Here is a 24,925-nt window from a genome sequence, read left to right as displayed (position 1 = left end):
ACCTACCGGTCGGGATCATTGATGAAGGAGCGCTGCCGGATGTCCTCCACGTCGCCGTAGACCATGTCCGGAGCCTCCTCGCGCTGCCGCTCGGGCGAGGCCGGCGGGGCGAGCGAGGCGGGGGGCGCGGTGGGCATCATCTCGCCGAGATCCGGTGCACCTTCCAGCAATTCGGACAGCTTGGGCAGCCGCGCCTTTTCCTGGCGCAGCGGCTCCATGAGCTCCTGGGTCTGCTTCTGCGCCTTCCGCGCGGCGGCCTGCACGGCCTCGGTCATCGCCGCGGCGATTTCCTCGTAGGACAGGTCGCCGATGTCCTCGGCAAATTTGGTTGCTATCAGGATGCCATCAGCATTCACGGTGACGGAGATGCGCTTGTCGCACGCGGTGACCGTCGCGGTCAGCAGAGCACGGTCGCGCTGCACCGCGGCGATGCCAGACATTTGCTTAGTTAATGCCTCCATCATCATCGCGGCATCGGCCATCAAACGCTCATTGCTCATCGGCAACCTCCACACCCAATGCTAAACCCGAACCGACCGGACCGCAGGGCGCCAAAGATGTTCTGGCGCACGCCCGGCAACGCGTGCGGCGCGGGTAGCCTGCATCCATTTAATCGCATAGCGGTGCGCAATCGTAACGTTTCCGGCCCATTCACCGGCGCGACGCGCGGCGCCGGAGCGGTTGCCGGGCCTGCGCCTCCACATGCTCCGGCATGCCGGACGATGCAATACTGGCCAACGTGCGACGCAATCTAGTCATTGTCCGAGCCGGCGACACGTCGCTGCACGAGAACTGGTTGGCCGGTCCCGTGGACCGGAACTGGGATCTGATCGTCAGCTACTACGGTGACGATCCCGACCGCTTCCGTGCCCCCGATGTGCGGCGGATCGATCTCAAGGGGCCGAAATGGCCGCCCCTGCAGCAGGTCATCAACGAGCTCGGCGACGAGCTCGACCATTACGACTACATCTGGCTGCCGGACGACGACATCGATGCAAACACCGCGACGGTCAATCTCATGTTCGACTACTGCGCCGAGTACCAGCTCTCGCTGGCCCAGCCGGCGCTGAGCGCGGACAGCCATGTCGTGCATCCGATCACTCGCATCGATGCCCGATGGACACTGCGCTACACCAACTTCGTCGAGGTCATGGCCCCGGTCCTGAGCCGAGCCTTCCTGCGTCGCGCGCTGCCGGACTTCTCCGAGACCCAGACCGGCTGGGGCATGGACTACGTGTGGACCAGCATGCTGCAGCCCGGCCAGACCGCCATTCTCGACGCGGTCCCGGTGCGGCACTCCCGCCCGCAGGGCGGCGGCGATCTCTACCACGCGGTCCGCGAGGCGGGGGTGGACGATCCGGAGGCGGAATACCAGGCCTACATGGAGCGCAAGGGCGTCACGCGCCAGCCCTACCTCGTGCACCGCGGCCTGCCCGCCGGATTCCCCGAACCGGCGAGCCTGGTGCGGCGGCGCCTGGCCTGGCAGGCCCCCGCCCGCAGCGTGCTGGATCCGGCCAAATGCGTCGTGCTGGTCCCGGTGGCGGACAAGATCGAACCCGCGTGTGCCCGTGGGCTGTTCGAGCTCGAGCGGCAGGGCTACGCGGTGTGGCGGCTGTACGGCGCCTCGGCGATCGATCAGGCGCGCAGCCAGATGGCCAGCGACGCGCTCAATGCCGGTTTCGAGGAGCTGATGTGGATCGACGCCGATATCGACTTCCCCTTCGATGCGGTGAATCGGCTGCGCGCCCTTGATCTTCCCGTGGTGTGCGGGGTCTACGCCAAGAAGGGCCGCCGCGAGCTGGTGGTGCACTTCGAGCCCGGCACCGAGCAGCTGGTCTTCGGTAAGGACGGCGGACTGCTCGAAATCAAATACGCCGCAACCGGATTCCTGCTGACCAAGCGCAGCGTCTACGAGAAGATCCAGGCGCAGGAGCAGCTGCCCGTCTGCAACCGCCAGTTCGGCAATCCGACCGTGCCCTACTTCCTGCCGATGATCGTCGAGGACGGCGAGAATCACTGGTATCTGGGCGAGGACTTCGCCTTCTCCGAGCGCTGCCGCCGCAGCGGATTCCCGATCATCGCCGACACCCGGATCCGGCTGGGGCACATCGGGCGCGAGGCGTACAGCTGGGAGGAGGCCGGATCGGACGTGCAGCGGTACCAGACATATACCTATCACCTGCACAGCGCCAAGACGGACGATCCGGAGCCCGCGGCGCAGGAGAGCGAGCCCGCCGAGGCCGAGTCATGAGCAATACTGACCGCGTGCGACGCAATCTTGTGATCATCTGGGCCGACGACATCTCCCAGCACGAGGCGTGGATGTCCGGTCCGGGCGAAAGAAATTGGGATCTCATCGTCGGCTACGCCGGCCAGGATCCCGAACGCTTCCGCAGCCCGCAGGTCGAGCGCGTCGATGTGAGCGGACCGAAATGGCCCGCGCTGCGGCAGCTGATCCAGTCCAGGGCCGAGACCGTCGAGCAGTACGACTACGTCTGGTGCCCGGACTGCGAGCTCATGACCGATACCGCCTCGATCAACGCGCTGTTCGACCTCTGCGCCGAATACGGGCTCGTGCTGGCCCAGCCCGCGCTGACCGACGACAGCTTCGTCAACGCCGAGATCACCCGGGTCGTTCCCGGAAATGTTCTGCGCTACACCAACTATGTCGAGCCGATGGCGCCCTGCTTCAGCCGGGAGTTCCTGCGCCGCTGCGCATCCGATCTCGGCGTGACGACGACCGGCCTGGGCCTGGACTCGCTGTGGTCCAGCATGCTCGACCCGGATTCCGCGTCCGAGGCGATCGCCGTCATCGATGCCGTCACGGTACGCAACGTCCGGCGGCTCCCGGCTCTGAACGCGACCGACACCCGCGATCCCGCATGGGATTCCGACGACGGTGAGGATTATCGGGTCACCGAGCTGAGGGCCTTCCTCGCGCAGCGGAAGCTCGAGCCGGTGTCACCCCGCGTAATCCGCGCGGTTGCGGCCGGATCGGAATCGCCGGCCCGCCCGTCGAGCCTGGAAACCTACTGGGTGGCGCCTGATACCAGGCGCAGGCTCGACCCGGCCCGCTGTGTCATTCTGGTCCCGGTCGCAGACAGCATCGAACCCGATTGCGCGCGTGCGCTTTTCGAGCTGGAGAACCAGGGCTATCCGGTCTGGCGCGTCTACGGCGCGTCGGGCATCGATCAGGTGCGCAGCCAGATGGCCACCGACGCACTGGCCGCCGGGTTCGACGAGCTGATGTGGATCGATGCCGACATGTCCTTCCCGGTGGAGGCGGTGCTGCAGCTGCGGACCCTGGATCTGCCCATCTCCTGCGGCATCTACACCAAGAAGGGCGAGCGCGAGCTGGTGGTGCACCTGAAGCCGGGCACCCAGAAGCTCACCTTCGGCGAGGGCGGCGGCCTGGCCGAGATCAAATACGGCGCCACCGGATTCCTGCACACCCGGCGCTATATCTACGACCGGATCCAGGAACACGAGGGGCTGCCGACCTGCAACAAGCACTTCGGCCGTCCGGTGGTCCCGTACTTTCTGCCGATGGCGGTGCCGGCGGGCGACGACTTCTGGTATTTGGGCGAGGACTTCGCATTCTGCGAGCGCGCGATTCGCTGTGGTTACAAGGTCATGGCCGACACTCGTATACGGTTGGGGCATATCGGCCGCCAGACGTACCAGTGGGAGGACGCGGGCAGTTCCCGGGAGCGATACGCCTCCTTCACATTCAATTTCTGATCACCGGAGCTTTGGGGAGTACACACGATGGATCCGTCCCGTTGCATCGTTCTCGTTCCGATCGGCGGATACCTCGAGCCCGAATGCGCCCGCGGCCTGGGACAACTCGAGGCCCGGGGCTACCACGTGCGCGCGGTGCCCCGCTACGCGGCGATCGATCAGGGGCGCAGCCAGATGGCGACGGACGCGCTGCTGGACGGCTACGACGCGCTGATGTGGATCGATTCCGATGTCGGCTTCGACGCGGATGCGGTGGATATGCTGCGCGAACACGACGAGCCGGTGGTCTGCGGAATCTATCCGCGCAAGGGCAGGCGCGAGCTGGCCTGCAATCTGCTGCCCGGCACCCCGAAGGTGATATTCGGCGAGGGTGGCGGATTGATGGAGATCCGTTATGCGGCAATGGGTTTCTGCTATACCCAGCGCAAGGTGTACGACACGATGATCGTCCACGAGCAGCTACCGATCTGCAATAAGCAATTCGATCGCATTACGGTGCCGTATTTCCTGCCGCTGCTGCAGCCCGACGGCCCGGACGACCACTGGTACATGAATGCCGAATATTCGTTCTGCGAGCGCGCCCGTCGTAGCGGTTTCAAGGTCATGGCCGATACCCGGATACGCCTGGGCCACATCGGCCGGCACAGCTACTACTGGGAAGAGGCGGGCACCGACAAGCACCGCTACGCCACCTACGAATTCAACATCACCTGATCAGGAGGTTCCGAGGCCATGGAAAACGAAAGGATGGCAGCCGATTTCGCCGATCTGATGGACACCGTCAACGGCCAGATCCGCGCCATCGCCGACGCACAGCGCAAGCGCGTCGAGCTCATGGCCACGGCCAGTGTCCGTGACGGGCGAGTCACGGTCACCTGCAATGCCGACGGCGTGCCCATCGACACGGAATTCTCCGAGGATATCGACGAGCTGGACTACGACGACATCGCCGCGGCGGTGACCGAGGCCGCGCAGGCGGCCGCGGCGGACGTGGCGCGCCAGGCGCAGGAGCTGATCGCGCCCATCCAGAAGACCCGCTCGCGCCTGCCGAGCCTGTCGGCCATGGTCGAGGGACTGCCCGAGCTGCGCGCGAAAGTGCCGGAGCCGCAACGAGCCTCGTTCGATCCCCCGGCGGCGCGCGAGCAGGCCGAGCCCGGGCAGCGGCGCCGCTCCCTCACCGAGGACGAGGACTGAACCGGCTCAGACGTTGCCGGGCAGCGCGTCACCCAGCTCGCGGGTGACGTGCTCCAGATAGCGGGCGACGTACTGCCCGATGAGATCCGCAGCCACCCGGCCGGGCATCGACCTCGTCATCGACAGGTGCGCGACCAGATCCGCCACGTCCTGCGAGCCCCGCTCCGAGCGGCGGAAGTCCCGTACCGCGGTGCGCTCGAACATGTCCACGAACTGGCGGGCGATGTGGTCGCAATCGTCGCGCAACCGCTCCAGCTCGTCCAGCACCCGGGTCTGCGGCACGCCCGCGTCCTGTAGCTGCGCGGCGATGGCGACCAGTTGCGGATCCTTCACCCGGTAGGTCGTGGCGTCCACCGGCTCGTACAGCCCGGCCGACACCACGCGGGCCAGGCCGTTCGGGATCTCGGCGAAACGCTCGGCGAGTTCGGTTGCGGCAATAGTGGTTTCGACCGCCGCGGCGGCGGGCCTGGACGGTGCGGGCGCGACCGAGGCCGACGCGGAGGCGCTGACCCCGAGCACGGCGGCCAGATCGTCGCCGCGATCCCAGGCCTCGAGCAGATCGCGCACGCCGTTGAGTTTGATGCCGCGATCGAGCAGCCGACTGATGATGCGCACCCGGTTCAGGTGCTCCTCGCTGTAGAAGCCGGTGCGGCCCTTGAGTTGCGGCGGCGGGAGCAGCCCGCGCTCGTTGTACACACGCAGCGTGCGTACCGTCATCCCGGACTCACGCGCCAGCTCATCGATCGTGAACTCCGAATCCACTGCCATACCTCCAGGAAACCACATCGAAACCCGTGGCCACAGGCCCCCCGACCCCGGGTCTTGATGAGGGCCTTGGGTTTCCGTGGCGTTACAAGTCAGCCCGCCTCTTGCATGTGCCATCTTTCGACGGTATGTTACACCACACAGCGGTATGATCGGCATCACACGAAAGGTCCCCGCACAATGACCACCGTTCAACCTCCTCCGGAAACGCAGGCGCACTCGCTGCATTCCGAGGACGAGGGTTACCACAAGGCGCTCAAGCCGCGCCAGCTGCAGATGATCGCGATCGGCGGCGCCATCGGTACGGGACTGTTCCTGGGAGCGGGCGCCCGCCTGCACTCGGCGGGCGCTGGCCTGTTCATCGCGTATGCCGTCTGCGGCATCTTCGTCTTCTTCATACTTCGCGCCCTCGGCGAGCTGGTCCTGCACCGGCCGTCCTCCGGCTCGTTCGTCTCGTACGCCCGCGAGTTCTACGGCGAGAAGCTGGCCTTCGGCGTGGGCTGGATGTACTTCTTCCACTGGTGTATGACCGGAATCGCCGACATTACGGCGATCGCGACCTATGTCCACTTCTGGGGAGCCACCAAGGTCATCCCGCAGTGGCTGATCGCGCTGATCGCGCTGGCCATCGTGCTGACGATCAACATGATCTCGGTGAAGTGGTTCGGCGAAATGGAGTTCTGGGCCGCGATCATCAAGGTCGTCGCGCTCGTCGGATTCCTGATCCTGGGCACGATCTTCCTGGTCGGGCGGTTCAAGCTGGACGGTGCGACCACCGGCTGGTCCGTTGTCAGCCAGCACGGCGGCCTGTTCCCGAAGGGCACATGGCCACTGGCACTGTCGGTCACGGGCGTCGTATTCTCCTACGCCGCAGTCGAATTGGTCGGCACGGCGGCCGGTGAGGCGGAGAACCCCGAGAAGATCATGCCCCGCGCGATCAACTCGGTCATCGCCCGCATCGCGCTGTTCTACGTCGGCTCGCTGGTCCTGCTGTCCCTGCTGCTGCCGTACACGGCGTTCAAGTCCGGCACCAGCCCGTTCGTGACGTTCTTCTCCAAGCTCGGTATCCACGGCGCCGGCACGATCATGAACCTGGTGGTGCTCACCGCCGCGTTCTCGAGCCTGAACGCCGGCCTGTACTCGACCGGACGCATCATCCGGTCGATGTCCATGAATGGCAGCGCACCGAAGATCGGTTCGCTGATGTCCTCCCGCGGCGTGCCCTACGTGGGCATCCTGGCCACCGGCTGCATCGCGCTGATCGGTGTCGGGCTCAACGCCGTCGTGCCGGACAAGGCGTTCACCATCGTGATGAACGTCTCGGCGCTGGGCACCATGTTCGCATGGACCGCGATCCTCCTGTGCCAGCTGCAGCTGTGGCGGTGGTCGAAGCAGGGCAAGGCGGCGCGTCCATCGTTCCGGCTGATCGGTGCTCCGTACACGAGCATCGCGACGCTGGTGTTCCTCGCCGGGATCGTGCTGATCATGGTCTTCAGCCGCGACGTCACCCAGTGGGGTGCGGTCCTGGCGATGTGCGTGATCGTGCTTCCGCTCATGGTCGGCGGCTGGTTCCTGACCCGTCGCCGGGTCATGGAGCTGGCTGAGGCCCGCATCGGCTACACCGGGGCATACCCGGTCCTGGCCGAGCGTCCGCTCGAGCATCGGGAGAGTTCCGGCGCGAATCCGCACGATGAGGCACAATCGCATTAATGCCCGTCGGTCCCGGTAACCAACCGTGACACCCGCCGGGACCGGCCAATCGCCGCTCCGCAGTCCGGACCTCGGTCCGGCTGCGGAGCGGTCGGGTTTCCGGGTCAGTGCGATGTTCGAGGTTCGAAGAAGGCGAATGGCCGAGAATTCCACCCCGTCCGGCCACGTGGGTCCGCCGCCCTGGGCGACGCGACAACTACGCGATGGCGGCGACGCGCCCTATCGGTGGGCCACGCGCCGAGCCGTCGCCACCCAGCCCACCCTGGTCGAAGGGAAAGGCCTGGCCACGCCCGAGCCGGAGGCGCGCTCCCGCCCCAGCGTGCGGCGCCTGGGCGCCGGGCTGGTCACGCTGCCACGGGTGAATCCGGTCGATCCGACCGCCGCGGTGCTGCGAAACCCCGAGGTGCCCGAGGACAAGCGATTCTGCTGGAAATGCCAGCATGCCGTCGGGCGGACCGAGCGAGACGGCGCCGGGCACATCGCAGGGTCCTGCGCGCACTGCGGTTCACCCTTCAACTTCCGGCCGATGCTCGAGCCCGGGGACCTCGTCGCGGACCAGTACGAGGTGCGCGGATGCCTGGCCTACGGCGGGATGGGCTGGATCTTCCTGGCCCGCGACCGCAACGTCAGCGGGCGCTGGGTGGTGCTGAAGGGCCTGCAGAATCCGCTCGACATCGAGGCACACGTCGTGGCCCTGGCCGAGCGCCAGTTCCTGTCGGAGATGGCGCACCCGGCGATCGTGAAGATCTACAACTTCGTCAAACATCGTGCCGCGGACGGCATTCCGTGCGGGTACATCGTCATGGAATATGTCGGCGGCCGCTCGCTCAAGACCGAGCTCGACGAGCGCTCCCCCGATTGCCTGCCCGTCGCCGAGGCCATCGCCTACATGCTGGAAATCCTTCCGGCACTTGACTATCTGCATTCCTTCGGGCTGGCGTACAACGACCTCAAGCCCGACAACATCATGGTCAGCGAGGACGAGGTCAAGCTGATCGACCTGGGCGCGGTGGCCGCGCGGCAGTCCGGCGGCAGTCTCTACGGCACGCCCGGCTATCAGGCGCCCGAATTCACCCGGACCGGGCCGACCGTCGCGTCGGACATCTACACCGTCGGGCGCACCCTGGCCGCGCTGACCATGCGGATGCCCACCGACGAGCACGGCCACAAGCTGCCCGGCATCCCCTCCCCCGGCGAGGAACCGCTGCTGCGCCGCTATCCGGCGTTCTCGCGGCTGCTGCGGCGGGCCACCGATCCCGATCCGGCACAACGGTTTCCGTCGTCCTATGCAATGTACCGGCAGCTGCACGGCGTGCTGCGCGCGGTGCTGGCCGAGGACACCGGGCTGGAGTATCCACAGGTGTCGGCCGTGTTCGGGGCCGCACGCGGGGCGTTCGGCATCGACACCCTGATCCGGCAGACCGACGGCCTCGTCGACGGCGCGCGCCGCACTGCGACCCTGGATCCCGCCTCGGTGGTGTCCGCACTGCCGGTGCCCTTGATCGACAGCGAGGATCCCTCCGCGGAGCTGCTGTCCCCGCTGCTGCACGGCGATCCACACCGCGCACTGGACGCGCTGCGGCAGACCCGCGAGAACATGCGCAACGCGAAGATCCCCACCCCCGACACCTTCGAGCTGGAAGGCACGCTGACCGAGATCCGCGCCTACCTCGACCTGGGCGAGGTGGACTACGCCCTGATCAAGCTCGAGGGGCTGCGCGCGGGCTATCGCACCGACTGGCGCATCGAGTGGTACGCCGGCATCGCCGAGCTCGCCACCGGCGACTACGACCAGGCCTACGAGCACTTCGACCTCGTCGCCTCGATGGTCCCCGGCGAGCTCGCACCCGTGCTGGCCCTGGCCGCCACCGCGGAACTGCTGTTCGAGGCCAGCCCCGACCGCCCGGACGGCTGGGCGCGCGCGGCCACCGGCTTCTACCGCACCGTCTGGCGCACCAACCGCGGCACCGCCAGCGCGGCCTTCGGCCTGGCCCGACTACTGGCCGCCGCCGGCGACAACGCCGCCGCCGTCGAAACGCTCCAGCAGGTCCCCGAGACCTCCCGCCACCACGACGTCGCCCGCATGACCGCCAGCCTCCTGCTGGTCTCCCGCCCGTCGGCAGCACTCACCCAGGAGGACCTCGAGGAGGCCGCCCACCACCTCCGCGAACTCCCCGACGAGCCCCGTCTGCTCCAGATGCAGGCGCTGGTGCTGGGCGCGGCGCTGTCGTGGCTACGGAGTGGGGAGCGGCCGCGGACTCCGGACGCGACGATCCTGGGGATGCACTACACGGACCAGGAGTTGCGCGCGGGGATCGAGATCGTGCTGCGGCACATCGCGCGCAACGCGCCTCGGCGGTTGCAGCGGTATGCGCTGGTGGATCTGGCGAATCACCTGCGGCCGCGGTCGTGGTGGTAGGACTCGGTGGCGCACGTTCCGTGTGAGCACGGTCGCAACCTGGCCAAATAGGCCGTGGTCGGGCCGATCCGGTCGTCGATGTGCAGATGGGCGGCCGCGGCGTGGTCGCGGAGACGGCCGAGGGGAATCCAGTGCGGATCGAAGAATTCGCCGATCACCAGTCGTCCCCCGGGTTTGAGCGCTCGCGCCGCCTCGCGCAGCACCGTGGTGGTATTACCGATCTCGCCCAGCACGGTCACCATGTAGATCGCGTCGAAAGTGCCCGAATCGAAGGGTAGTTCGCGGGCATCCCCCAGATTCGGGACGATGGTGCCCAGATGCCGGGCGCGACGGTCCACATGGTCGAGCATCTCCTGCTGGATGTCCAGCACGTCCAAGCGGCCCGCGGGCCCCAGCCGGTCGGCCATCGCCATCGTATGCAAGCCGGTCCCGGGACCGATCTCGAGCATCCGCTCGCCCGGGCGTGGATCCAGGACCCGCGCCAGCCGCGCGGTGGTCAGGCCCGGGAGCGGCAGATCCAGCATCCAGCGCTGCGAATACGGGTAGGGCGCGCGGTCGCCGAACCACAGGTACGCCGCCCCGGCCACCGCGCCGGTGCCGGCGAGGGCCAACAGGGTTGTCTTCGTTCGCATATCGATGCTCCTTCGATCAATCGTTGTGCCGCAGTGCCAGAAAGCCGCAGACGGCGGCAAGTAGCAGTTCCCCGGCACCGCAGCAGGCGGCCGCGAGGAATTCCGGGCCGGTGGCCGCGGTGGTCACGTCGAACCAGCCGTCGAGCAGCGCAACCGAGCCGGTCGCCGCCGCGGCCACCCGCACGCGCTCGGCACGGCGGCGAGCCAGCACCGCGGTGACGGTGCAGCCGGCGGTCAGCAGGATGTCCAGTCCGATCCAGGCCGTCGCCCAGTTCCGCACCCTGGTCTCGTCGGGCAGGGTCCGGCTGAGCAGCACAGTCCACGGGATGAGCCCGACCGCTACCGCGCCGAGGGCCCCCGAAAACCACTGGGTGACCGTCCATTTCGTACGCATGACACAAACCGTACGATTGCAAAGAAATTTCTGCAAATATTTCTTTGCAGAGTCGTCTCTGCTACCTTGTGTGGATGCGGAAGCGCACCGTGGAACCCCAGACCAGCGCCGAACGCACGACGCTCTACCGGACGCTGGCGCATCCGCTGCGCGGACAGATCCTGCAATATTTGAGCGCCCACACCGAGGCCAACTCGACGACGCTGGCCGGGGTGCTCGGCGAGAGCACCGGCACGACCAGCTATCACCTGCGCAAACTTGCGGAATCGAAGCTCATCGAGGAGATTCCGGAGAAGTCGCGGGGGCGCGAAAGATGGTGGCGGACATTACCCTTCAGCCACACCATGCCGGATCCGGCCACCATGGAGCCACAGGAGCAGGCCGCCGCCGAACAACTCGCGAAACTGAAGATCAGCGCGGACATCGACCGGTATGTGCGAGCCAACAAGGAATGGACCGGACCCGACGGGTGGGCGCAGGTGCAGCGGCACGCGACGTTCATGACCCACGACGAACTGCAGGCTTTCATGGACGACTACATGGAACTGCTGCGAAAGCACGGCCATCTCATGCGCGCCGAGGCGCCCCCCGACGCCCGCCCGATGGCCATCCGGCTGTTCGCGGTCCCCGATGAAGACTTCACACCATCACCGCCCGCGACACCCGATCGAGTCCCCTAGCACGGCGAAAGAGGTTCAGCGGGCGAAGATTTCGGCGCGGCGGACAGGGTTGGACAGGACGTCGCGAATGAACAGGCCCAGGTCGGTGTCGTCGGAGGTGGTGGGGTAGGTGAGGTCCACGATCACGGTGCGGCCGAGGGCTACGGCGAAGCGGGCTACTCGGCTGTCTACACGTTGCCAGTAGGCGTTGACGTCGGGGTTGCTCAGGTCCACCTCCCGGGGGCCGACACGGAGGGCCAGGCCGGATCCGTTGCGGTAGAACACCACCTGGGCGCCGCCGAGATCGCCGTAGAGGCCGCCGACTCCGCCCATCGCCAGGGTTGCCGGGCGCAGGGTGCCGGTCTGCGGGTCGAAGACGGCGGTCTCACCCCAGCCGACGTGAGGCTGGACGTAAATCTCTGTGCTGCCGTTGTTTCCGGCGCCGACCCGAGGAATGTAGCTCTTGCGACGTGCGCCGCCGGCGTTGGACGGGGCGGGCATACTCGGCATTGCCGCGCCCGGCATCATGGGCTGGGTGGTCGTCGGATCACCCTGTGCGGAGGGGTAATTCGAGCCGCTCCAGCCGCCGGGGGCCGCGTACGGGTTCGGCGGGGCCGGGGCGTCGGGACCGTTCGGGCTCGGGTAGGGGGCGGGGTTCCAGGGGGCGCCGTAGGCACCGTGATCACCGAGTCCCGGGGCGTCCGGGGATCGGTAACCGTGGCCAGTGGTTCCATGGGGCGAACGTTGCGGCGTACCGTTCGATCCGAAGCCCGGTAGCTGCGGCATGTTCGGAATCGACGGGATGCCGGAAATATTCGGCAATCCGGATGGCGCCTGGGTGTCCTGCTGTGATGTCGGGGCAGGCGTCGACGGACTCGTGCCCTGCGGCAGCGATCCGGTGAGCGGTTTCGGAGGCAGGGGCGGGTGGTGGCCCGAGGCGGAGCTCGGAGAGACCGGTGTATTGGCTCCCGTAACAGGCTGCGGTGCAGGCGGTTCCGGGATCGAAGGGCGACCTGCGCGCGGATGCGGGGCATCCTGACCGTCGCCCGGACGACCCGGGTCGTGGTCGTGCTGCCCGGGCTCGTGGCCGCGATCGCGAGGAGGGGTCGGCTCGTGCTCGTGATGGGTTGCAGGCTCGGGCGCGCGCCGGGGATTTCCGATCGGGGCGGGCGGTTGCCCGTTGTCACCGGGCGGCACCGGCTGATGCCCGTTGTCACCAGGCGGCACCGGCCGATGACCGTGATCGCCCGGGGGTACTAGCTGCGGCTCGTGATCGCCCGGGGGCGCTGGTCGATGCCCGTGAGCCCCAGGGGGTTCCGGGGCATGCCGATGATGGGTCGGTGGCTCGGGCGCGCGCCGGGGACTTCCAATCGGCGCGGGCTGTTGCCCGTTGTCGCCGGGGGGAACCAGCCGATGCCCGTTGCCACCAGGCGGAACCGGCCGATGACCGTGATCGCCGGACGGAACCGGTTGATGCGAATGGTCGCCCGGAGGTACCGGCTCGTGCTCGTGATCACCAGGGGGCACTGGTCGATGCCCGCGAGCCCCAGGAGGTTCCGGGACATACCGATGATGGGTCGGCGGCTCGGGCGCACGCCTATCGTGCCCCGGATTCTGCTCGTGGTGGCCCGGCGCATGCTCGTGCGTCTGATGTCTGGGCCTGAGCTCGTGGCGCCCGGGCTCGTGCTGACGCCCGTGATCACCGGGCTCATGGCCGTGCCCATGGTGGCCGGGCTCATGCTGCCCAGGCTCGTGCTCATGCTTGTGATGCCCAGGCTCATGCTTGTGCTTGGGGTGCTTGGGCTTGTGATGCTTCGGCGGGTGCGGCTCGGGGTGAGGTTTGGGTTCCGGGTGGGGCTTTGGTCCGGGACCGGGGGTTGGCTTGGGGCCCGGGGTTGGCTTGGGGCCCGGGGTGGGCTTCGGCGCCGGAGGGGGGTTCGGGTGGGGATGGGGTGGTGGGGTCGGGGTCGGCGGGGCGTGAGGTACGGGCTTCAGGGCGAACGGGGGAAGCTGTGCGGCGCTGGGGAATTGCTGCCACTGTAGGAAGAATTCGTGCGGCAGGTGGGGGGTGAGTGGACCGTAGTACGGCCAGGGCTCGGGCTCCGGGCGGGGTGTGGCGGCGTCCGGCGGCAGTAGTTCGTCACCGTCGTTCCCGTGCGAACCCTGCATCACCGCAACGCCTTCCGCGGTGTTGTACGCGTCGGAGCGCAGGCGGGTCACCGCGCGGCGCAGGGTCGCTGGATCGGTGACGTCCGAGGTCTCGCCGAGCCGGCGGGCCCACAGCAGCCGTTCGGTATCCGTCTCGGCGCCGGCCAGCAGCTCGACCGTTCCGGCACGAATCATGGCCGCCCGCAGTGCATCCGACCCCTCGGTGCCGGGACCCACCGCATCCTGGGTCAGCAACGCCCACTCGCGGCGCGCGAACTCCCGCAGCGCGCCTACCGGATCCTTGGGCAGGCCGGGGTACTGGTCGCGCAGGTCGGTAATGCCGACGAGATCGGCCGCCCGGCGCTCCCACGGCGGCATCCAGCCGGTGTCGACGGGCGCGTTGTCCACCGCATAGGGGATCCGCTCGAATGGCAGCACCTTGTCCTTCGCGATCACCGGCAGATGCGTATCGACGAACGGCACCCCCTTCCCACCGGGGATCTTGATACCGGTCCGCTCCGGCGCATCGTCCGGCAGCTCGCTCGGGTGGATCAGCTCCCCGCCGCGCACCACGAAATGCTCACTCAGCGGCGTGCGCCCGCCCTCATCCCAGTTAGCCCGCCGGTTGGCATACGCCTCGGCCTCGTGCCAGGTGGCCCCCTCGTGGGTGTCGAGATAATGCGCCGCGGCCCAGAAGTGCTCCAGCATCACCAGATCCGCGCGAGTGGGCAGCGTCTTACCGTGGCCGTCGCCGCGTCCGGTCAACCGGTTCCAGGCATCGGCGATATGCGCCACCGCATCCATCTTGCGGCCCGGCGTGTCGCCCTCGGAATACATCCGCCCCTCGGGGCTGGTGGGGTCGATGACCGGCATCAGGCCCCGCATCACATGGTCCTTGATGCGCGAAATGCGGTCGGTCAGTTCCTGTTCCGACAGCGGACTGCCGTCCGCATCGTGCGTCAGGCGCAGCCCGTCGGCCAGGGAGATCCCGCCGGCCTCCGGCCGCAGCAGCGGATTTCCCTTGCGCCGCAGCTGATCGACGATCTGCTCGACATCCTTGTCGGTGGTTCCGGTCGCGTTGTTGTGCCTCTCGTCGGCATATCCGCCGATGACCTTGTCGGCCCAGTCCTGCACCTTGGACCAGCGCAAGACCTTGCGCGCCCAGCCCGGCGGGTCGATATTTTCCCGTTCCCACGGCGCCGAATGGTCCGCGTGGTTCCATCCCGGATGCGGTGGCTGCACCTCGAGATCGATCGGCTGATGGAATCCCTTGAAGGTCCGGATGCTTCGCCAGATCGGTATCCAGCGTCCCACGGGATGACTCTCGTCGAACGGTCCCTTCGGCAGCCACCGCGTGTGGTCCAGCACCCAGCGGCCGACCGCCGGGTGATTGTAGAAGCGGTCCAGCAACCAAGGGTGTTTGCGCACCTCGTTGTAGATCTGAACCCAGCGCTTACCTACGGTGTACAAGGCGTCGTCGTAGGGCAACTTGTGATGTTCGTCCTCGTCCCACCCGGGGGGATCGTGGGTGACCAGTCCTTGCTCACCCCATTGCTCAGCCCTCCCGTCCGGCGAAAGACTCTGTATCTCTTCATAACTCATCTCCGGCCAATGGCCGTTGATGAGCCGCAGCAGCCCCGGCTCCACCATGTTCTGGTATGGCTCGGCCGCCATCTTGCCGCTGAATCCGTCGGGCATCTTCTCGTCGTACGAGCGGGCGGGGCGCGACGAGTTGTCATCGCCACCATAGGGCGCCAAGCCCTTGGGCGGCAGCCGGTATCCGTCGATCTCCGGCTGCCAGAACTTGGGACGCTTGACAACCATCGGCAGTTGGGGCTGCCGCGCCTCATAGCCGTACGCCTCGTTCTCGCGCACGTTGTGCCAGGCGCCGTCCACGCCCTCCCAGCGCACGATGCTGAATCCGGCGAGCGGGCCGCGATACAGCAGGTCCACCTCGGCGGCGCGGGGATCCTCGGCGGGCAGGGCACGCCGAGTGTCGTTGACGACCTTGACCTTGCGCGGCTCGCCCCCGGGCGATTCGTGGTCCGGCACACGAATCTCCTTGGCGCCGATCTTGATTCCGGTTGCCTCGGACAGCATTTCCTTCCAGCGAACCGGACCGGCGAGCGTCTTCGGACGCCCGCCCCGCCGTTGGAACGGCTTGGTGCGGTTCGGGTCGTTCTCGTCCAGGCCGAGCTTGTGCTCGTCGCGCAGGATCCGTGGCGACCCGAGGGGTTTCACGTCGAAGCCGGCGGTGCCCTCGGCCGCGGCGTGTTCGGCGGGGTCGGTGGGATCGACGCCGGCCTCGCGCCCCTCCTTGCCCGCGACCTCCAGGTAGTGCACCGTCGTATTCGGCCGCTCCAGCAGCCCGACCAGGCCGTGGTGATAGGCCAGCGCCTCGGCGAAGGCGCGGTCCTGTTCGGTGCCGGGCTCCTCGAGTACGGTCTGCTCGGTCGGCGCCGTACCGTCCGGGGCCGAAACAAGTTTCGGTCGTCCGGCAACCACGATGATCCGGGGGTCGGCCCCGTCCACGCCATCCTCGACGAAGACATTGTCGGTGATCTGGCGCAGGCGCGCCGGGTCGGCGATCGTCTCCGCGGCCTTGCGCCAGGCGCCCGCGGTGCCGAGGCGTTCGTCGTTGAGCCGGTCGATCTCGTTGTCCGCCTTGGCAACCGCCGCGCGGGCCGAATCCAACGCCCTCTGATCGGCCCCCGTGAGCGGGCCGTGCTGGTTCTCCCGGTGCGCCTCCAACAGATCAAGCGCGTGTCGCAGCGGCTTGGCGCGGTTGATCGCCGCCTTCAGATCCTTGGCCAGCTTCCCGAACTTGCCCTGCTGGTCGTCGGTCTCGGAGGCATCGTGTTTCGCGCCGAGCTGCTCGAGCTCGTGGACGCGCTGATCGATCTCCCCGAGGCGGTCCTGATAGGCGAAGAAGCGTTCGGCGGCCTCGGCCAGCTTGTCGATCGGCTCCTGGCGGCTGGAAAGCTCGTTCTCGCTGAGATCTTCGCGCGTCGAGGTCGACGGGTCGTCCAGACCGCTGGTCGTCTCGGTGTATCCGACCCGGCCCTGGGTCAGCCGCTGAATGAGAGCGGCCATCCCGTCGCGCGTCATCTCCGCGCGGGAGCCGCCGACTCGACCGAGGCTGTGCTCCAGCGTGTTTCGCCAGAATTCCTGTGCCGCAACGGCGCCCGCCCGACGGCGCAGCAGCGCATCGAGCTCGGCCTGCGGGCCCTTGACCTCTTCCGGATCCGGCTCCTTCGGCCCGGAGACCGGGTCGTACAGTCCGCGGCCGGCCTTCTCGGTCTCGGGTGCGGTGTGCTCGCCCTCGGCCGGCTTGCTCAGATCCGAGAGGTGGATCTTGCCGCTCCCGTCGACCCGCACCTGCCGCACACGCAGTTGACCGTCCGTGCCGAGCACCTGCTCGCGCGCCTCGGGGGACAGAATGTGATCCGGATTCGCTGTGGGCGAGATGATTTCCAGCCGCGCGGGCGCGCCGTCGACGCCGGGAATCAGGTGGGCAACCGCATCGTCGGGGTTCTCGACCGTCTCCCCGTCGCGCCCGATCAGCGTGCCGCCCAGATCGTTCAGCACCCGCCGGGCCGCTGCCGCCGCAAGCTGCGCCTCCAGATGATCGCGCATGGTGACGGCCAGTTCGTGAACTCCCAGGCGCTTGAGGATCTTGTTGCCCTGGGACTCCATCATCGAGGCGCGGGCCTCGATCTCGCGGCGCTGGTTGAAGAAGTCCGCCATCTGGTCCGGCGGAATCTCGGTGCGGTCGAAGAACTCCTCGGCCTGCGCGTGGTACTCCTGGATCAGCTCCCGTACCGACTGCGCGACCTGCTGGCGGGTCATGCCGGTGGGATCGATGCCCATCCACTTCACCGCATCCAGGGTCTTGGTGTAGTTCTTGCCCAGCTCCTTGTTGAAATCGGCCACCTTGCGGGCCATGCCGCGGATCTTCCGGTTGAACTTCCGGTCCATCCACCGTTGGGTCTCGTGCTGATGCTCGGCGCCTGGCGTCCAATCGCCCGGGCGGCGAGCCTGTTCCGTCTGCGGACGCTCGGGGGGCACGTCGTCCGGGGTCCACTCCTCGACGTGCACCTTTCCGTCGTCGCTCACGGCGACCCGGAAGTACTTGGCGTCGATGCCCTCCTCGGCCAGGGCCTTCCGGCGCGCCGGGTCGATCCGCAGGGCCGGGTCGTCGCCCTCGCCCACACCGACCAGAGACTTGCCGTCCTCCGTCTCGCGCACCGCGGGCTGGCCGAGGTCCAGGCGGTGCTTGACCAGGTAGCCGTCCATGTAGATCCGCGGGCCCTTGGGTGGCGGACCAGCCTTCGCGCCCATCACCTCTCGTTCGGCCAGGGCCTGGGCCTCGCTGTGGCGGAGCGAGGCGTTCGCGTGCGCGACCGCGGCGTCGCCGAGCTGCTTCAGCAGGGCGCGGTTGGCCTCGATGGTTTTGTCCCGCTGGGCCAGCCCCGCTTCCTTCATCCTGGCCAGCAGGCTGCCGGGGGTGTCCTCCGGGTGCACCGGGACGGAGTTCTGTTCGGCCAGTTCGAGCAGCCGGGCTGGATCCGTGGTGCCGGAGTCGAGTTCGTTCTCCAGCTTGCGGTAGTTCGCGTACGCGTCGCGGATGTTCGCCTCGGCGCGGTCCCGGATCACCTCGTCGACCGTATGGTGCGACGGCTCCTGGACGCCGAGTTGTTCCGCGCTGCTATGCAATTCGTCCGGCCCGAGCGAGTCGACCGCGTCGTGCCGAGCCCGGGCATCCGCCGCGGTGCGGCCTCCCTCGACGGTCAGCTGCCGGATGTGCTGGCGCAGTTCGCCATCCGTGAGTCCCACGTGGTCGATACCGAGCCGACCGGCACGCTCGCGCAGCGTGTCCTCGGACAGGCGCCACTGCCCGCTCGCCAGCCGGCGCAGGTTCTCGTGGTTCTGCTCCGCCTGCTGAGCGGCGTCGCCCGATGCCTCGGCGACCCGGGTGCGCAGGGCATCCACGCGGATCTGCTCGGGATCGATACCCAGGCCGCGCGCGGCGTCGGTCGCGGCGATCCGCGTCTCCGTGCGTCTGGCCACTGCCCGAGCCAGCTGGCGCAGTGCCTTTTTCAGTCCGCGTGAGGTGGGCTCGTGGACGGTGTCTCCGGAATTCTTCGTCCACGGATCCGCGGGCCTCGGCGGCGGATCGCCCTGCGAGGAAGTCCATTTCGCGGGAGGTTGCGGGGGCTCCTGGGGAGGACCGCCGGGATCCTTCGGGGGCTCGCTCTTCGGCGTCTCGGTCTTGGGCGGTTCGGTGCTCTCCTTCGGAGGTTCGTTCTTCGGCGCTTCGGATTCCGTCTTCGGCGAGTCGGTGTGCGGCGCACCATGTTCCAGATCGGAGACGTAGACCTCGCCCCGACGGCCGAGCATGAGCTTTTTATACTCGACGGGCAGGCCGTCGGCGTTCAACGCCCGCACCTGCTCGACCAGCTTCTCGGGCTGCAGCGCGGCGACGACGTACTTATCGCCCACCCGGGCAATGCTGGGTGCCTCGATGTGAACGTCATCGCCCAGCGAACCGAGATAGTCCTCGATTGCCAATTTGTACGCCTGCGTACGCGAGTCGATGCCGAGCTGCTTGGTCGCCCTCAGGTTGTCCAGAGCCTGCGTGACCTGCCGCTTCACCGCCTTGGCGGCATCGAGCTCCTGCTGCGCGCGCGCCCTTTCCGCCCCGGGAAGATCCGGGCGCCGCAGCTGCGCCCCGGCCTCGGCGATCCGGCGGTCCGCTACCGCACCCACCGCGCGCCCCACGTCCTCGAGCTTGCCGAGCCACGGAGAGACCTCCACCTGCCGCGCCAGGCCGAAGATCTCCTGCTCGATCCGGCCGAACTCCCGCTGCGAACCCATACCGACTTCCCAGCGAAGCCGCCGCAACTCGCCGGCCACACTGTCGTCGGATGGACGGTAGACACGCCTGGGTCCCTCGACCCACCGGCCCGCACCGGTCCGTGCCGCGGGATGATCGGGGACCTTCGGCGGCTCGTTCGTCGGTGGTTCGGTCGTCTCCGCGGGCGCCTCGTTCTTGGGCGGCTCGTTCTCGGGCGGCTCGGCAGTCTGCTCGAGCGGCTCGCCCTTCGGCGGCTCCGCAGTCTGCTTCGGCGGCTCGGTAGTCGACTTGGTCTGGGCCGTGGGAGATTTCGCCGAGTCGGTGGTCGGCTGCTGGTGTGCGGCTGCGGATTTGGGCTCTTGTTCCGCTGCCGGTTCCGGGGTGCGTTCCAGGTCGGTGATCAGGATCTTGCCGCTGGGCTCGACCTTGATCATCTTGTATTCGATCTCGATGCCGCTGTTGCGCAACTGCTCGTGCTGGTCCTGCGGCAGGACCTGTTGGGGTCGATCGCCCGCGATGATCACTCGGACCGGATTCTCGTCGACGAAGCGGCCGGTCACCTCGCCGCCGGACGTGCCCTGCGAGATGATCTGGCCGCCTTGCGATTCGATGAGATCTCGAGCGGCCACGGCGGCGGCGTCCCGGCGGGCTGCCCGGAGCGCAGCGATGACCCCGTCCGGCTTGCTCAGCTCCTCCCCGACGCGGTTCGCCTCCTTGATCTCGGCGTTGGCCTCGTCGAGGGCGTGCTGCGCGGCGGGCACCTCCTCGAGCATGTGCCGGACCGGTGCCTCGCCCTGCCCCACGCCCTCCTTGGTCATCACCGCCTGTGCGGCCTCCCTGCGGGTCTCCAGCTCCTGCGCGATCTGCTGCTGCACCTCGTGCGTATCGAGATTGCCCGGGTCGAGTCCCAGCCGTTCCGCCGTGGAGCGCAAGTAACGATCGAGGCGGTCATGCTCGGCCTGCGCCAACCTGAGCCGCCGGAGATGCGGCTCGATGGCCTCGCGTCCGGCATCGGACACCGTGTGCTCCGTCGCCGGACCGCGCGCACTCCATGCGGGCTGGTGCTCCTGGTTGCCTTCCTCTCCCGATTGCCCGATGCCCACCCTGCCCAATGGGTTTCGCAGGTCCACCGCGACGTGCTCGTTCTCGTCCCTCGCCTGGAGCTGCGAGGTAGTCTGGTGGAACTGGTGGTTGATCGCGGCCTGGCCCAGCAGCGCGCGGCGTTGGTCCGCGGTGAGCCCGAGATCGTGGACCGGTTTGCCCTTGTGGTCCAGGACGATTCCGTGGACATCCTTCAGATCCGCGATGTGCTCCGGCGGAAAGTCGCGGACCGTGTTCTCGCTCGGATCGTGGATGACGATCCGGTCGCCCTCCTTGACGTACAGCACCGCGTGCGCACCGACGCCGTGCTCGTCGGTGTGCCCGAACTCGTAGACCACCAGCACGCTGGCGCCGTCGCGCATGTTGCGCAGGCGATCCGGGATGGAGTCCAGGCTCTTGAACTTGATCATCCGGCCACCGGTCGCGAGCTGCACCTCCTCGCCGGTCACGCCGGTCACCCCGACCTCGCGTCCGATATCGAGGATGTTCGGATTGCCGGTCAGCTTGCGCGCCAGCTTCAGCACCAGTTCCGCGCAGCGCCCACGGTTCGGTTTCCGCTCTGCGCCACCGTGTTCCGCGTCGGGTGTCACCGATTCGGAATGTTCCCGCTCCGTCTGCGATCCGGGTCCGTCCTCCCCGATGACCGCCGCGACCGCGACTTCCTCGGGGCCCTCGCGCTTCCTTCCATCGGTCGAATCATCGTGCGCCCCAGCATGATCACTCTCGCCTGCTTCACGCACCGGCGGCTCCCGCCCGGCGTCGTACGGCGACAGCTTCGAACCGTCCCCCTCAGGCCCCGGCGCCTCACTGCGACGCTTGCCCGCACCCGGCCGATCCCCCTGCTGATCGGACGTGTCGCCGGATCGCTCGCGCGCATCGGACCCATCGCGCGCGGGTTGCGAGTCGTCCGAATGCCGCTGCTGCGAATCCTCCTGCTGCGGCGACCTTCCCGCCCCGTCGCCCTCCTGCGTCCCCGGACGCTCGGGCTCCTGTTCGCCCTCACCAACAGGCTCGCGGCGCTGCTCCCCTTCGGGCCGACTGCCCTCGTCCCCCGAACGATTCCCGAGATCGGACTCCCCATCCGCGTGCTGCCGACTCTGCGCATCGGGGGCCTCCTCCTCACCCGTACGCCGACCATCCTGATCAGTCTCATCCGACTCGGGCTGCCGCTGTTTCGCCTCCGGGCGATCCCGCTCCTGCCCCGGCCGATCCGCTTCATCCCCAGAACGATTCCCGCGATCGGACTCCTCATCCGCGTGGCGGCGGATCTGCGCGTCGGCGGCCTCCTCGTCACCCGCTGGCCGACCGCCCTGATCGGCCTCATCCAGCTCAGGCCGACGTCGCCCCTGCTCCGGGCGATCCTGCTTCTGCCCGGGCCGATCCGCCTCGTCCCCCAAGCGATTCTCGGGATCGGACTCCCCATCGGCCCGCTGCCTGCGCTGAGCCTCGGGCGATTCCTGCTCGTCCGCGCGCCGACCACCGTCCTCCGCCTCATCCGACTCGGACTGTCGTTGTTCCCCTTCCGGCCGCCCGGACTCCTGCTCAGCACCGGAACCTGTCGTCCGATTCGAGTCCCGCTCGGCCGCTCCGTCACGACCTGTGGCCGAATCATCGCCGCCCGGGTTCCCCTGCTCCGCACCGGCTTTCCCGTCGCGTCCTTCGACGCCCAGCCCCCCGATACCCTCGCGCCGTTCGGTGCCGTCAGTCGTCCCGGCGGCCCGAGTCTCGCCGACGTCACGGGCCTGGGCGGCCCGCACCGGTTGCCCGGCTCGCGCTTCCGCCGTCCGGGCCGTGGGGGCGGCCTCGGCCGCCTTGGCTCCCCGCACCTGCGAATCGGGCGTCGCGCGGCTCGCATCCGCCCCTGCGCGCGGGGCCGCACTGGACTGAGTTCGGGCAGCCGTAGCGTCGGTTCTGCTCGAGGATCGAGTACCCGGTGCGCTGCGGTCTCCCGTTGCGCTGGTCCGGGATTCGGTGCCCTCGGGTGAGGATCCGGATCGGGCTGGCGATACCGCCTCCCACCTGGCCTCTCCCACAGGGGAGGATTGCGCCGGAGCAGATCCGCCGGTGCGAGCGTCCCCGATGGGCGCCGAGGAAGCCTGCGCTCCCTCCGGGGGCGCGGTTGCATCGGTGCGAGCGGAAGGCGTTACAGCGGAGGTCGTTCCGTTGCCGGAGCCGCTCGTCGTCGGCTGCACGGTTTCGGTGCCACTCGTCGAATCCTGCTCGGTCGCCGGTCCATGCGAACCATTCTGTGCAGCAGGTGAATTCGTCTCTCCACCTGGCTGGGAGCCTACCTCGGACCGACTTCCGTGCGCCGCAGTGTCCCCACCCGCGCCCGCGGGCTGCGTTCCCGCACCCTCGCTCGAGCGAATACCGCTGCTGTCCACAGTATTCGAGTGATCTCCGCCGGTAAGCCCGGAATGCTCACCTCCACCGGCAGATACCGAGCCGGCGCCGTTCGCGGAGTTCGACCCACCTACCCCGGACGAGTCAGCTGAAGTCGGATGATCCTGAGCGAGAGCACCATTCCCGGCATCCGAACTCGGCGACGCCGTCGTGGTGGGCCCGGCCTGCACCTGATCGCTGCCGCCCGGCGAATCAGTCAGCAAGGCATGGTCGTTCGACGGTGCAGCGCCGGCGAAGTTCCCGTTCGAGCCCTCACCCTCGGGCGACGTGCTGCTCACCGACAGTACCGGGTCGCCCGCTGTAGTCGGATCATGTAGCGGCACAAGCGAACTACCGTCACGCACGGGCTCGGTCGGCATCCCGCCGATCTGCAACTTCGCGGCCCCGCTGTCCCACTTTGGCCCGCTGTAGTACCTGTCCGCGAAGGAATGATTGACCCCGGACACGAACCCGCCCGCGGCACCCGCGGTGAACATGCGCCAGTCGACCTGAGTGTTCTCGAGATCGGTGACCGCCGTGCCCCAGCCCTTGCTGAACCCGTCGACGAGAAACTGCGTGGGCACCGAGGCGGCGAATGCCGCCCCCGAGTTCACCAGGCCGCCACCCATGCCCGCCAGGACCTTCGCGACCTTCGCGCCGAACGCGCCCTCCAGACGCTTCTCGAGCGCCTCGGTCGCGGGACCGCCCGCCGTGCTGCCGACCATCCCCCCGACGCCCGCGACAATGGCCTCGCCCCAGTTGATGCCGTGGCGATGCCCCTCGAAATTCTGGAAGGCCTGAATCCCGAGGTCCGGCAGCAGGCCCATCAGGCCGCCGATAATCACGTGGCGCAGCAGGAATTTCGCCAGGCGCGCGCCGACGAGTTTGGCCAGGCGCTCCTCGATCGCTGTCATGACCCGCCGCATCATCATGCGGACGCCGACGCGGGTCGGGACGATGATCCCCGCCTCCTCCGCGGGCGCGGTCGGCGGGAAGATCCACACCGACGCGATCTCCGCCGCGGTCATCGTCAGCGTGGTGTAGAACATCAGCTTCGTGTACTGAATCTGAGTTCCGGTGCCGTCGACCGAATCGCCCACCGAGTCGAAGAAGTCCGCCAGGTCGGGCAGCGAATTCTTCTGCGCGTTCTTGTTGATGATCGCGTTGAAGGCGTCGGACATCGACTCGCTGCCCTTGCCGTCCTGGTAGGCATCGACGGTGGCCGACTTGGCGGCCTCGACATCGCTGACGATATCGCGCAAACTCGAGGCGGCGGTGCGCCAATCGCCCGCCATCCCCCACATTTCGTCCTCGTTGCCCTCGGGCCACTCCATGCCGACGGCGGCGCCGAGCCAGTCGAGCCAGGACGGGAATTCAATCATGCGGTACTACCCCGCGATCACCAGCCGGCCTCGGTGGTCCGGCGCTGCGGGCCGCGGTCGTGGTCGTAGGACTCCACATTGGTGAAATGCAGAGTGTTCTCGCCGGGCGTGGGCTCACGGTCATCCGAATTCGGCGGCGCCAGTGAGGGTTCCGGAGGCTTGGGCATCTGGCCGAGCAGATCGGGCATGCCCGCGACCAGATCGTTGATCCTGGGCATTCGCGCGCGCCGGCCCTCGAGGGGAGCGACCAGCTCGCGATTCTTCGCGGCCAGATCCTCTGACGCGCGCTGCGCCGCCTCGGTGACCGCCCTGGCGATCGCGGAGAAGCCGAGATTCTCGATCCCTGGACCGAATTTGGTCTCGATCACTACTCCGTTGGCGTTCACGCTGACCGTCACGCGCCGATTGGAAGCCGTTGCGGTGCCTACTAATTGGGCGCGCCGCTGCTGAATCGAGGCGATGTCGCGCAGCTGCTGCTGGGCATCGGCGAGCATGCCCTCCAATTCAGCCTTGTCGAATTCATACTCCATCGCTATTGGTG

The 24,925-nt window shown here is 68.0% G+C and carries 13 protein-coding genes; 7 read left to right on the top strand and 6 right to left on the bottom strand.

The genetic code is table 11. The features are described from left to right. Positions 1–2: 2 nt before the first annotated feature. A complete protein-coding gene (locus KO481_RS38665) occupies positions 3–500 on the bottom strand; it encodes a YbaB/EbfC family nucleoid-associated protein (RefSeq protein WP_215923514.1) in 498 nt (165 codons plus the stop codon). A 239-nt stretch (positions 501–739) separates the two neighbouring features. On the opposite strand from KO481_RS38665, the gene KO481_RS38660 reads away from it, so the two are divergent. Genes KO481_RS38660 through KO481_RS38645 form a run of 4 tightly spaced genes read left to right on the top strand, consistent with a single transcriptional unit; the run spans position 740 to position 4,935 of the window. Next, positions 740–2,251 (top strand): DUF707 domain-containing protein, encoded by a 1,512-nt coding sequence (locus KO481_RS38660; protein WP_215923513.1) that lies wholly within the window; start codon positions 740–742, stop codon positions 2,249–2,251. Between the two features lie 14 nt (positions 2,252–2,265). Beyond that, the gene (locus tag KO481_RS43715) at positions 2,266–3,741 is read left to right on the top strand and encodes a hypothetical protein (protein ID WP_245402137.1); all 1,476 of its coding nucleotides are present in this window, start codon (positions 2,266–2,268) and stop codon (positions 3,739–3,741) included. A 27-nt stretch (positions 3,742–3,768) separates the two neighbouring features. Further along, the gene (locus tag KO481_RS38650; RefSeq protein ID WP_215923512.1) at positions 3,769–4,455 is read left to right on the top strand and encodes a hypothetical protein; all 687 of its coding nucleotides are present in this window, start codon (positions 3,769–3,771) and stop codon (positions 4,453–4,455) included. Between the two features lie 33 nt (positions 4,456–4,488). Beyond that, positions 4,489–4,935 carry a YbaB/EbfC family nucleoid-associated protein gene (locus KO481_RS38645; RefSeq protein ID WP_245402136.1) on the top strand — a complete coding sequence of 149 codons (447 nt, stop codon included), beginning with the start codon at positions 4,489–4,491 and terminating at the stop codon, positions 4,933–4,935. 6 nt (positions 4,936–4,941) lie between these two features. On the opposite strand, the gene KO481_RS38640 is transcribed toward KO481_RS38645, so the two are convergent. After that, positions 4,942–5,703, bottom strand: coding sequence for a MerR family transcriptional regulator (locus tag KO481_RS38640; RefSeq protein ID WP_215923510.1), 762 nt, complete (start codon positions 5,701–5,703; stop codon positions 4,942–4,944). A 177-nt stretch (positions 5,704–5,880) separates the two neighbouring features. Between KO481_RS38640 and KO481_RS38635 the strand changes: the two genes are divergently transcribed. Together KO481_RS38635 and KO481_RS38630 are read left to right on the top strand one after the other, a co-directional pair. Next, positions 5,881–7,410 carry an amino acid permease gene (locus KO481_RS38635; RefSeq protein WP_215923509.1) on the top strand — a complete coding sequence of 510 codons (1,530 nt, stop codon included), beginning with the start codon at positions 5,881–5,883 and terminating at the stop codon, positions 7,408–7,410. A 136-nt stretch (positions 7,411–7,546) separates the two neighbouring features. Next, entirely contained in the window at positions 7,547–9,829 is a 2,283-nt protein-coding gene (locus KO481_RS38630; RefSeq protein ID WP_215923508.1) for a serine/threonine-protein kinase, read from the top strand. Here the strand turns inward: KO481_RS38630 and KO481_RS38625 are convergent. After that, on the bottom strand, positions 9,802–10,461 hold the full coding sequence (locus KO481_RS38625) for a class I SAM-dependent methyltransferase (RefSeq protein ID WP_215923507.1): 660 nt from the start codon (positions 10,459–10,461) through the stop codon (positions 9,802–9,804). The genes KO481_RS38630 and KO481_RS38625 overlap by 28 nt on opposite strands. A 16-nt stretch (positions 10,462–10,477) precedes the next feature. Then, a complete protein-coding gene (locus tag KO481_RS38620) occupies positions 10,478–10,855 on the bottom strand; it encodes a hypothetical protein (RefSeq protein WP_215923506.1) in 378 nt (125 codons plus the stop codon). 74 nt (positions 10,856–10,929) lie between these two features. Here KO481_RS38620 and KO481_RS38615 point away from each other — a divergent pair, with 74 nt between their 5' ends. Further along, the gene (locus KO481_RS38615; protein ID WP_215923505.1) at positions 10,930–11,535 is read left to right on the top strand and encodes an ArsR/SmtB family transcription factor; all 606 of its coding nucleotides are present in this window, start codon (positions 10,930–10,932) and stop codon (positions 11,533–11,535) included. A gap of 15 nt (positions 11,536–11,550) precedes the next feature. On the opposite strand, the gene KO481_RS38610 is transcribed toward KO481_RS38615, so the two are convergent. Next, a complete protein-coding gene (locus KO481_RS38610) occupies positions 11,551–24,384 on the bottom strand; it encodes a WXG100-like domain-containing protein (RefSeq protein ID WP_215923504.1) in 12,834 nt (4,277 codons plus the stop codon). Positions 24,385–24,401: 17 nt separating this feature from the next. Further along, the gene (locus KO481_RS38605; RefSeq protein ID WP_245402135.1) at positions 24,402–24,914 is read right to left on the bottom strand and encodes a YbaB/EbfC family nucleoid-associated protein; all 513 of its coding nucleotides are present in this window, start codon (positions 24,912–24,914) and stop codon (positions 24,402–24,404) included. Between the last annotated feature and the right edge of the window lie 11 nt (positions 24,915–24,925).

Source organism: Nocardia albiluteola (assembly GCF_018860155.1).
Taxonomy (GTDB): Bacteria; Actinomycetota; Actinomycetes; order Mycobacteriales; family Mycobacteriaceae; genus Nocardia; species Nocardia albiluteola.
Note: the sequence above shows the minus strand (reverse complement) of the source record. Positions and strands in the feature narration are given on the sequence as shown.

Coding starts and splice junctions, on each gene's coding strand:
- KO481_RS38615 (WP_215923505.1), top strand. CDS start 10,930: ATGCGGAAGCGCACCGTGGAACCCCAGACCAGCGCCGAACGCACGACG.
- KO481_RS38640 (WP_215923510.1), bottom strand. CDS start 5,703: ATGGCAGTGGATTCGGAGTTCACGATCGATGAGCTGGCGCGTGAGTCC.
- KO481_RS38635 (WP_215923509.1), top strand. CDS start 5,881: ATGACCACCGTTCAACCTCCTCCGGAAACGCAGGCGCACTCGCTGCAT.
- KO481_RS38610 (WP_215923504.1), bottom strand. CDS start 24,384: ATGATTGAATTCCCGTCCTGGCTCGACTGGCTCGGCGCCGCCGTCGGC.
- KO481_RS38605 (WP_245402135.1), bottom strand. CDS start 24,914: ATGGAGTATGAATTCGACAAGGCTGAATTGGAGGGCATGCTCGCCGAT.
- KO481_RS38650 (WP_215923512.1), top strand. CDS start 3,769: ATGGATCCGTCCCGTTGCATCGTTCTCGTTCCGATCGGCGGATACCTC.
- KO481_RS38645 (WP_245402136.1), top strand. CDS start 4,489: ATGGCAGCCGATTTCGCCGATCTGATGGACACCGTCAACGGCCAGATC.
- KO481_RS38620 (WP_215923506.1), bottom strand. CDS start 10,855: ATGCGTACGAAATGGACGGTCACCCAGTGGTTTTCGGGGGCCCTCGGC.
- KO481_RS38625 (WP_215923507.1), bottom strand. CDS start 10,461: ATGCGAACGAAGACAACCCTGTTGGCCCTCGCCGGCACCGGCGCGGTG.
- KO481_RS38665 (WP_215923514.1), bottom strand. CDS start 500: ATGAGCAATGAGCGTTTGATGGCCGATGCCGCGATGATGATGGAGGCA.
- KO481_RS38630 (WP_215923508.1), top strand. CDS start 7,547: ATGGCCGAGAATTCCACCCCGTCCGGCCACGTGGGTCCGCCGCCCTGG.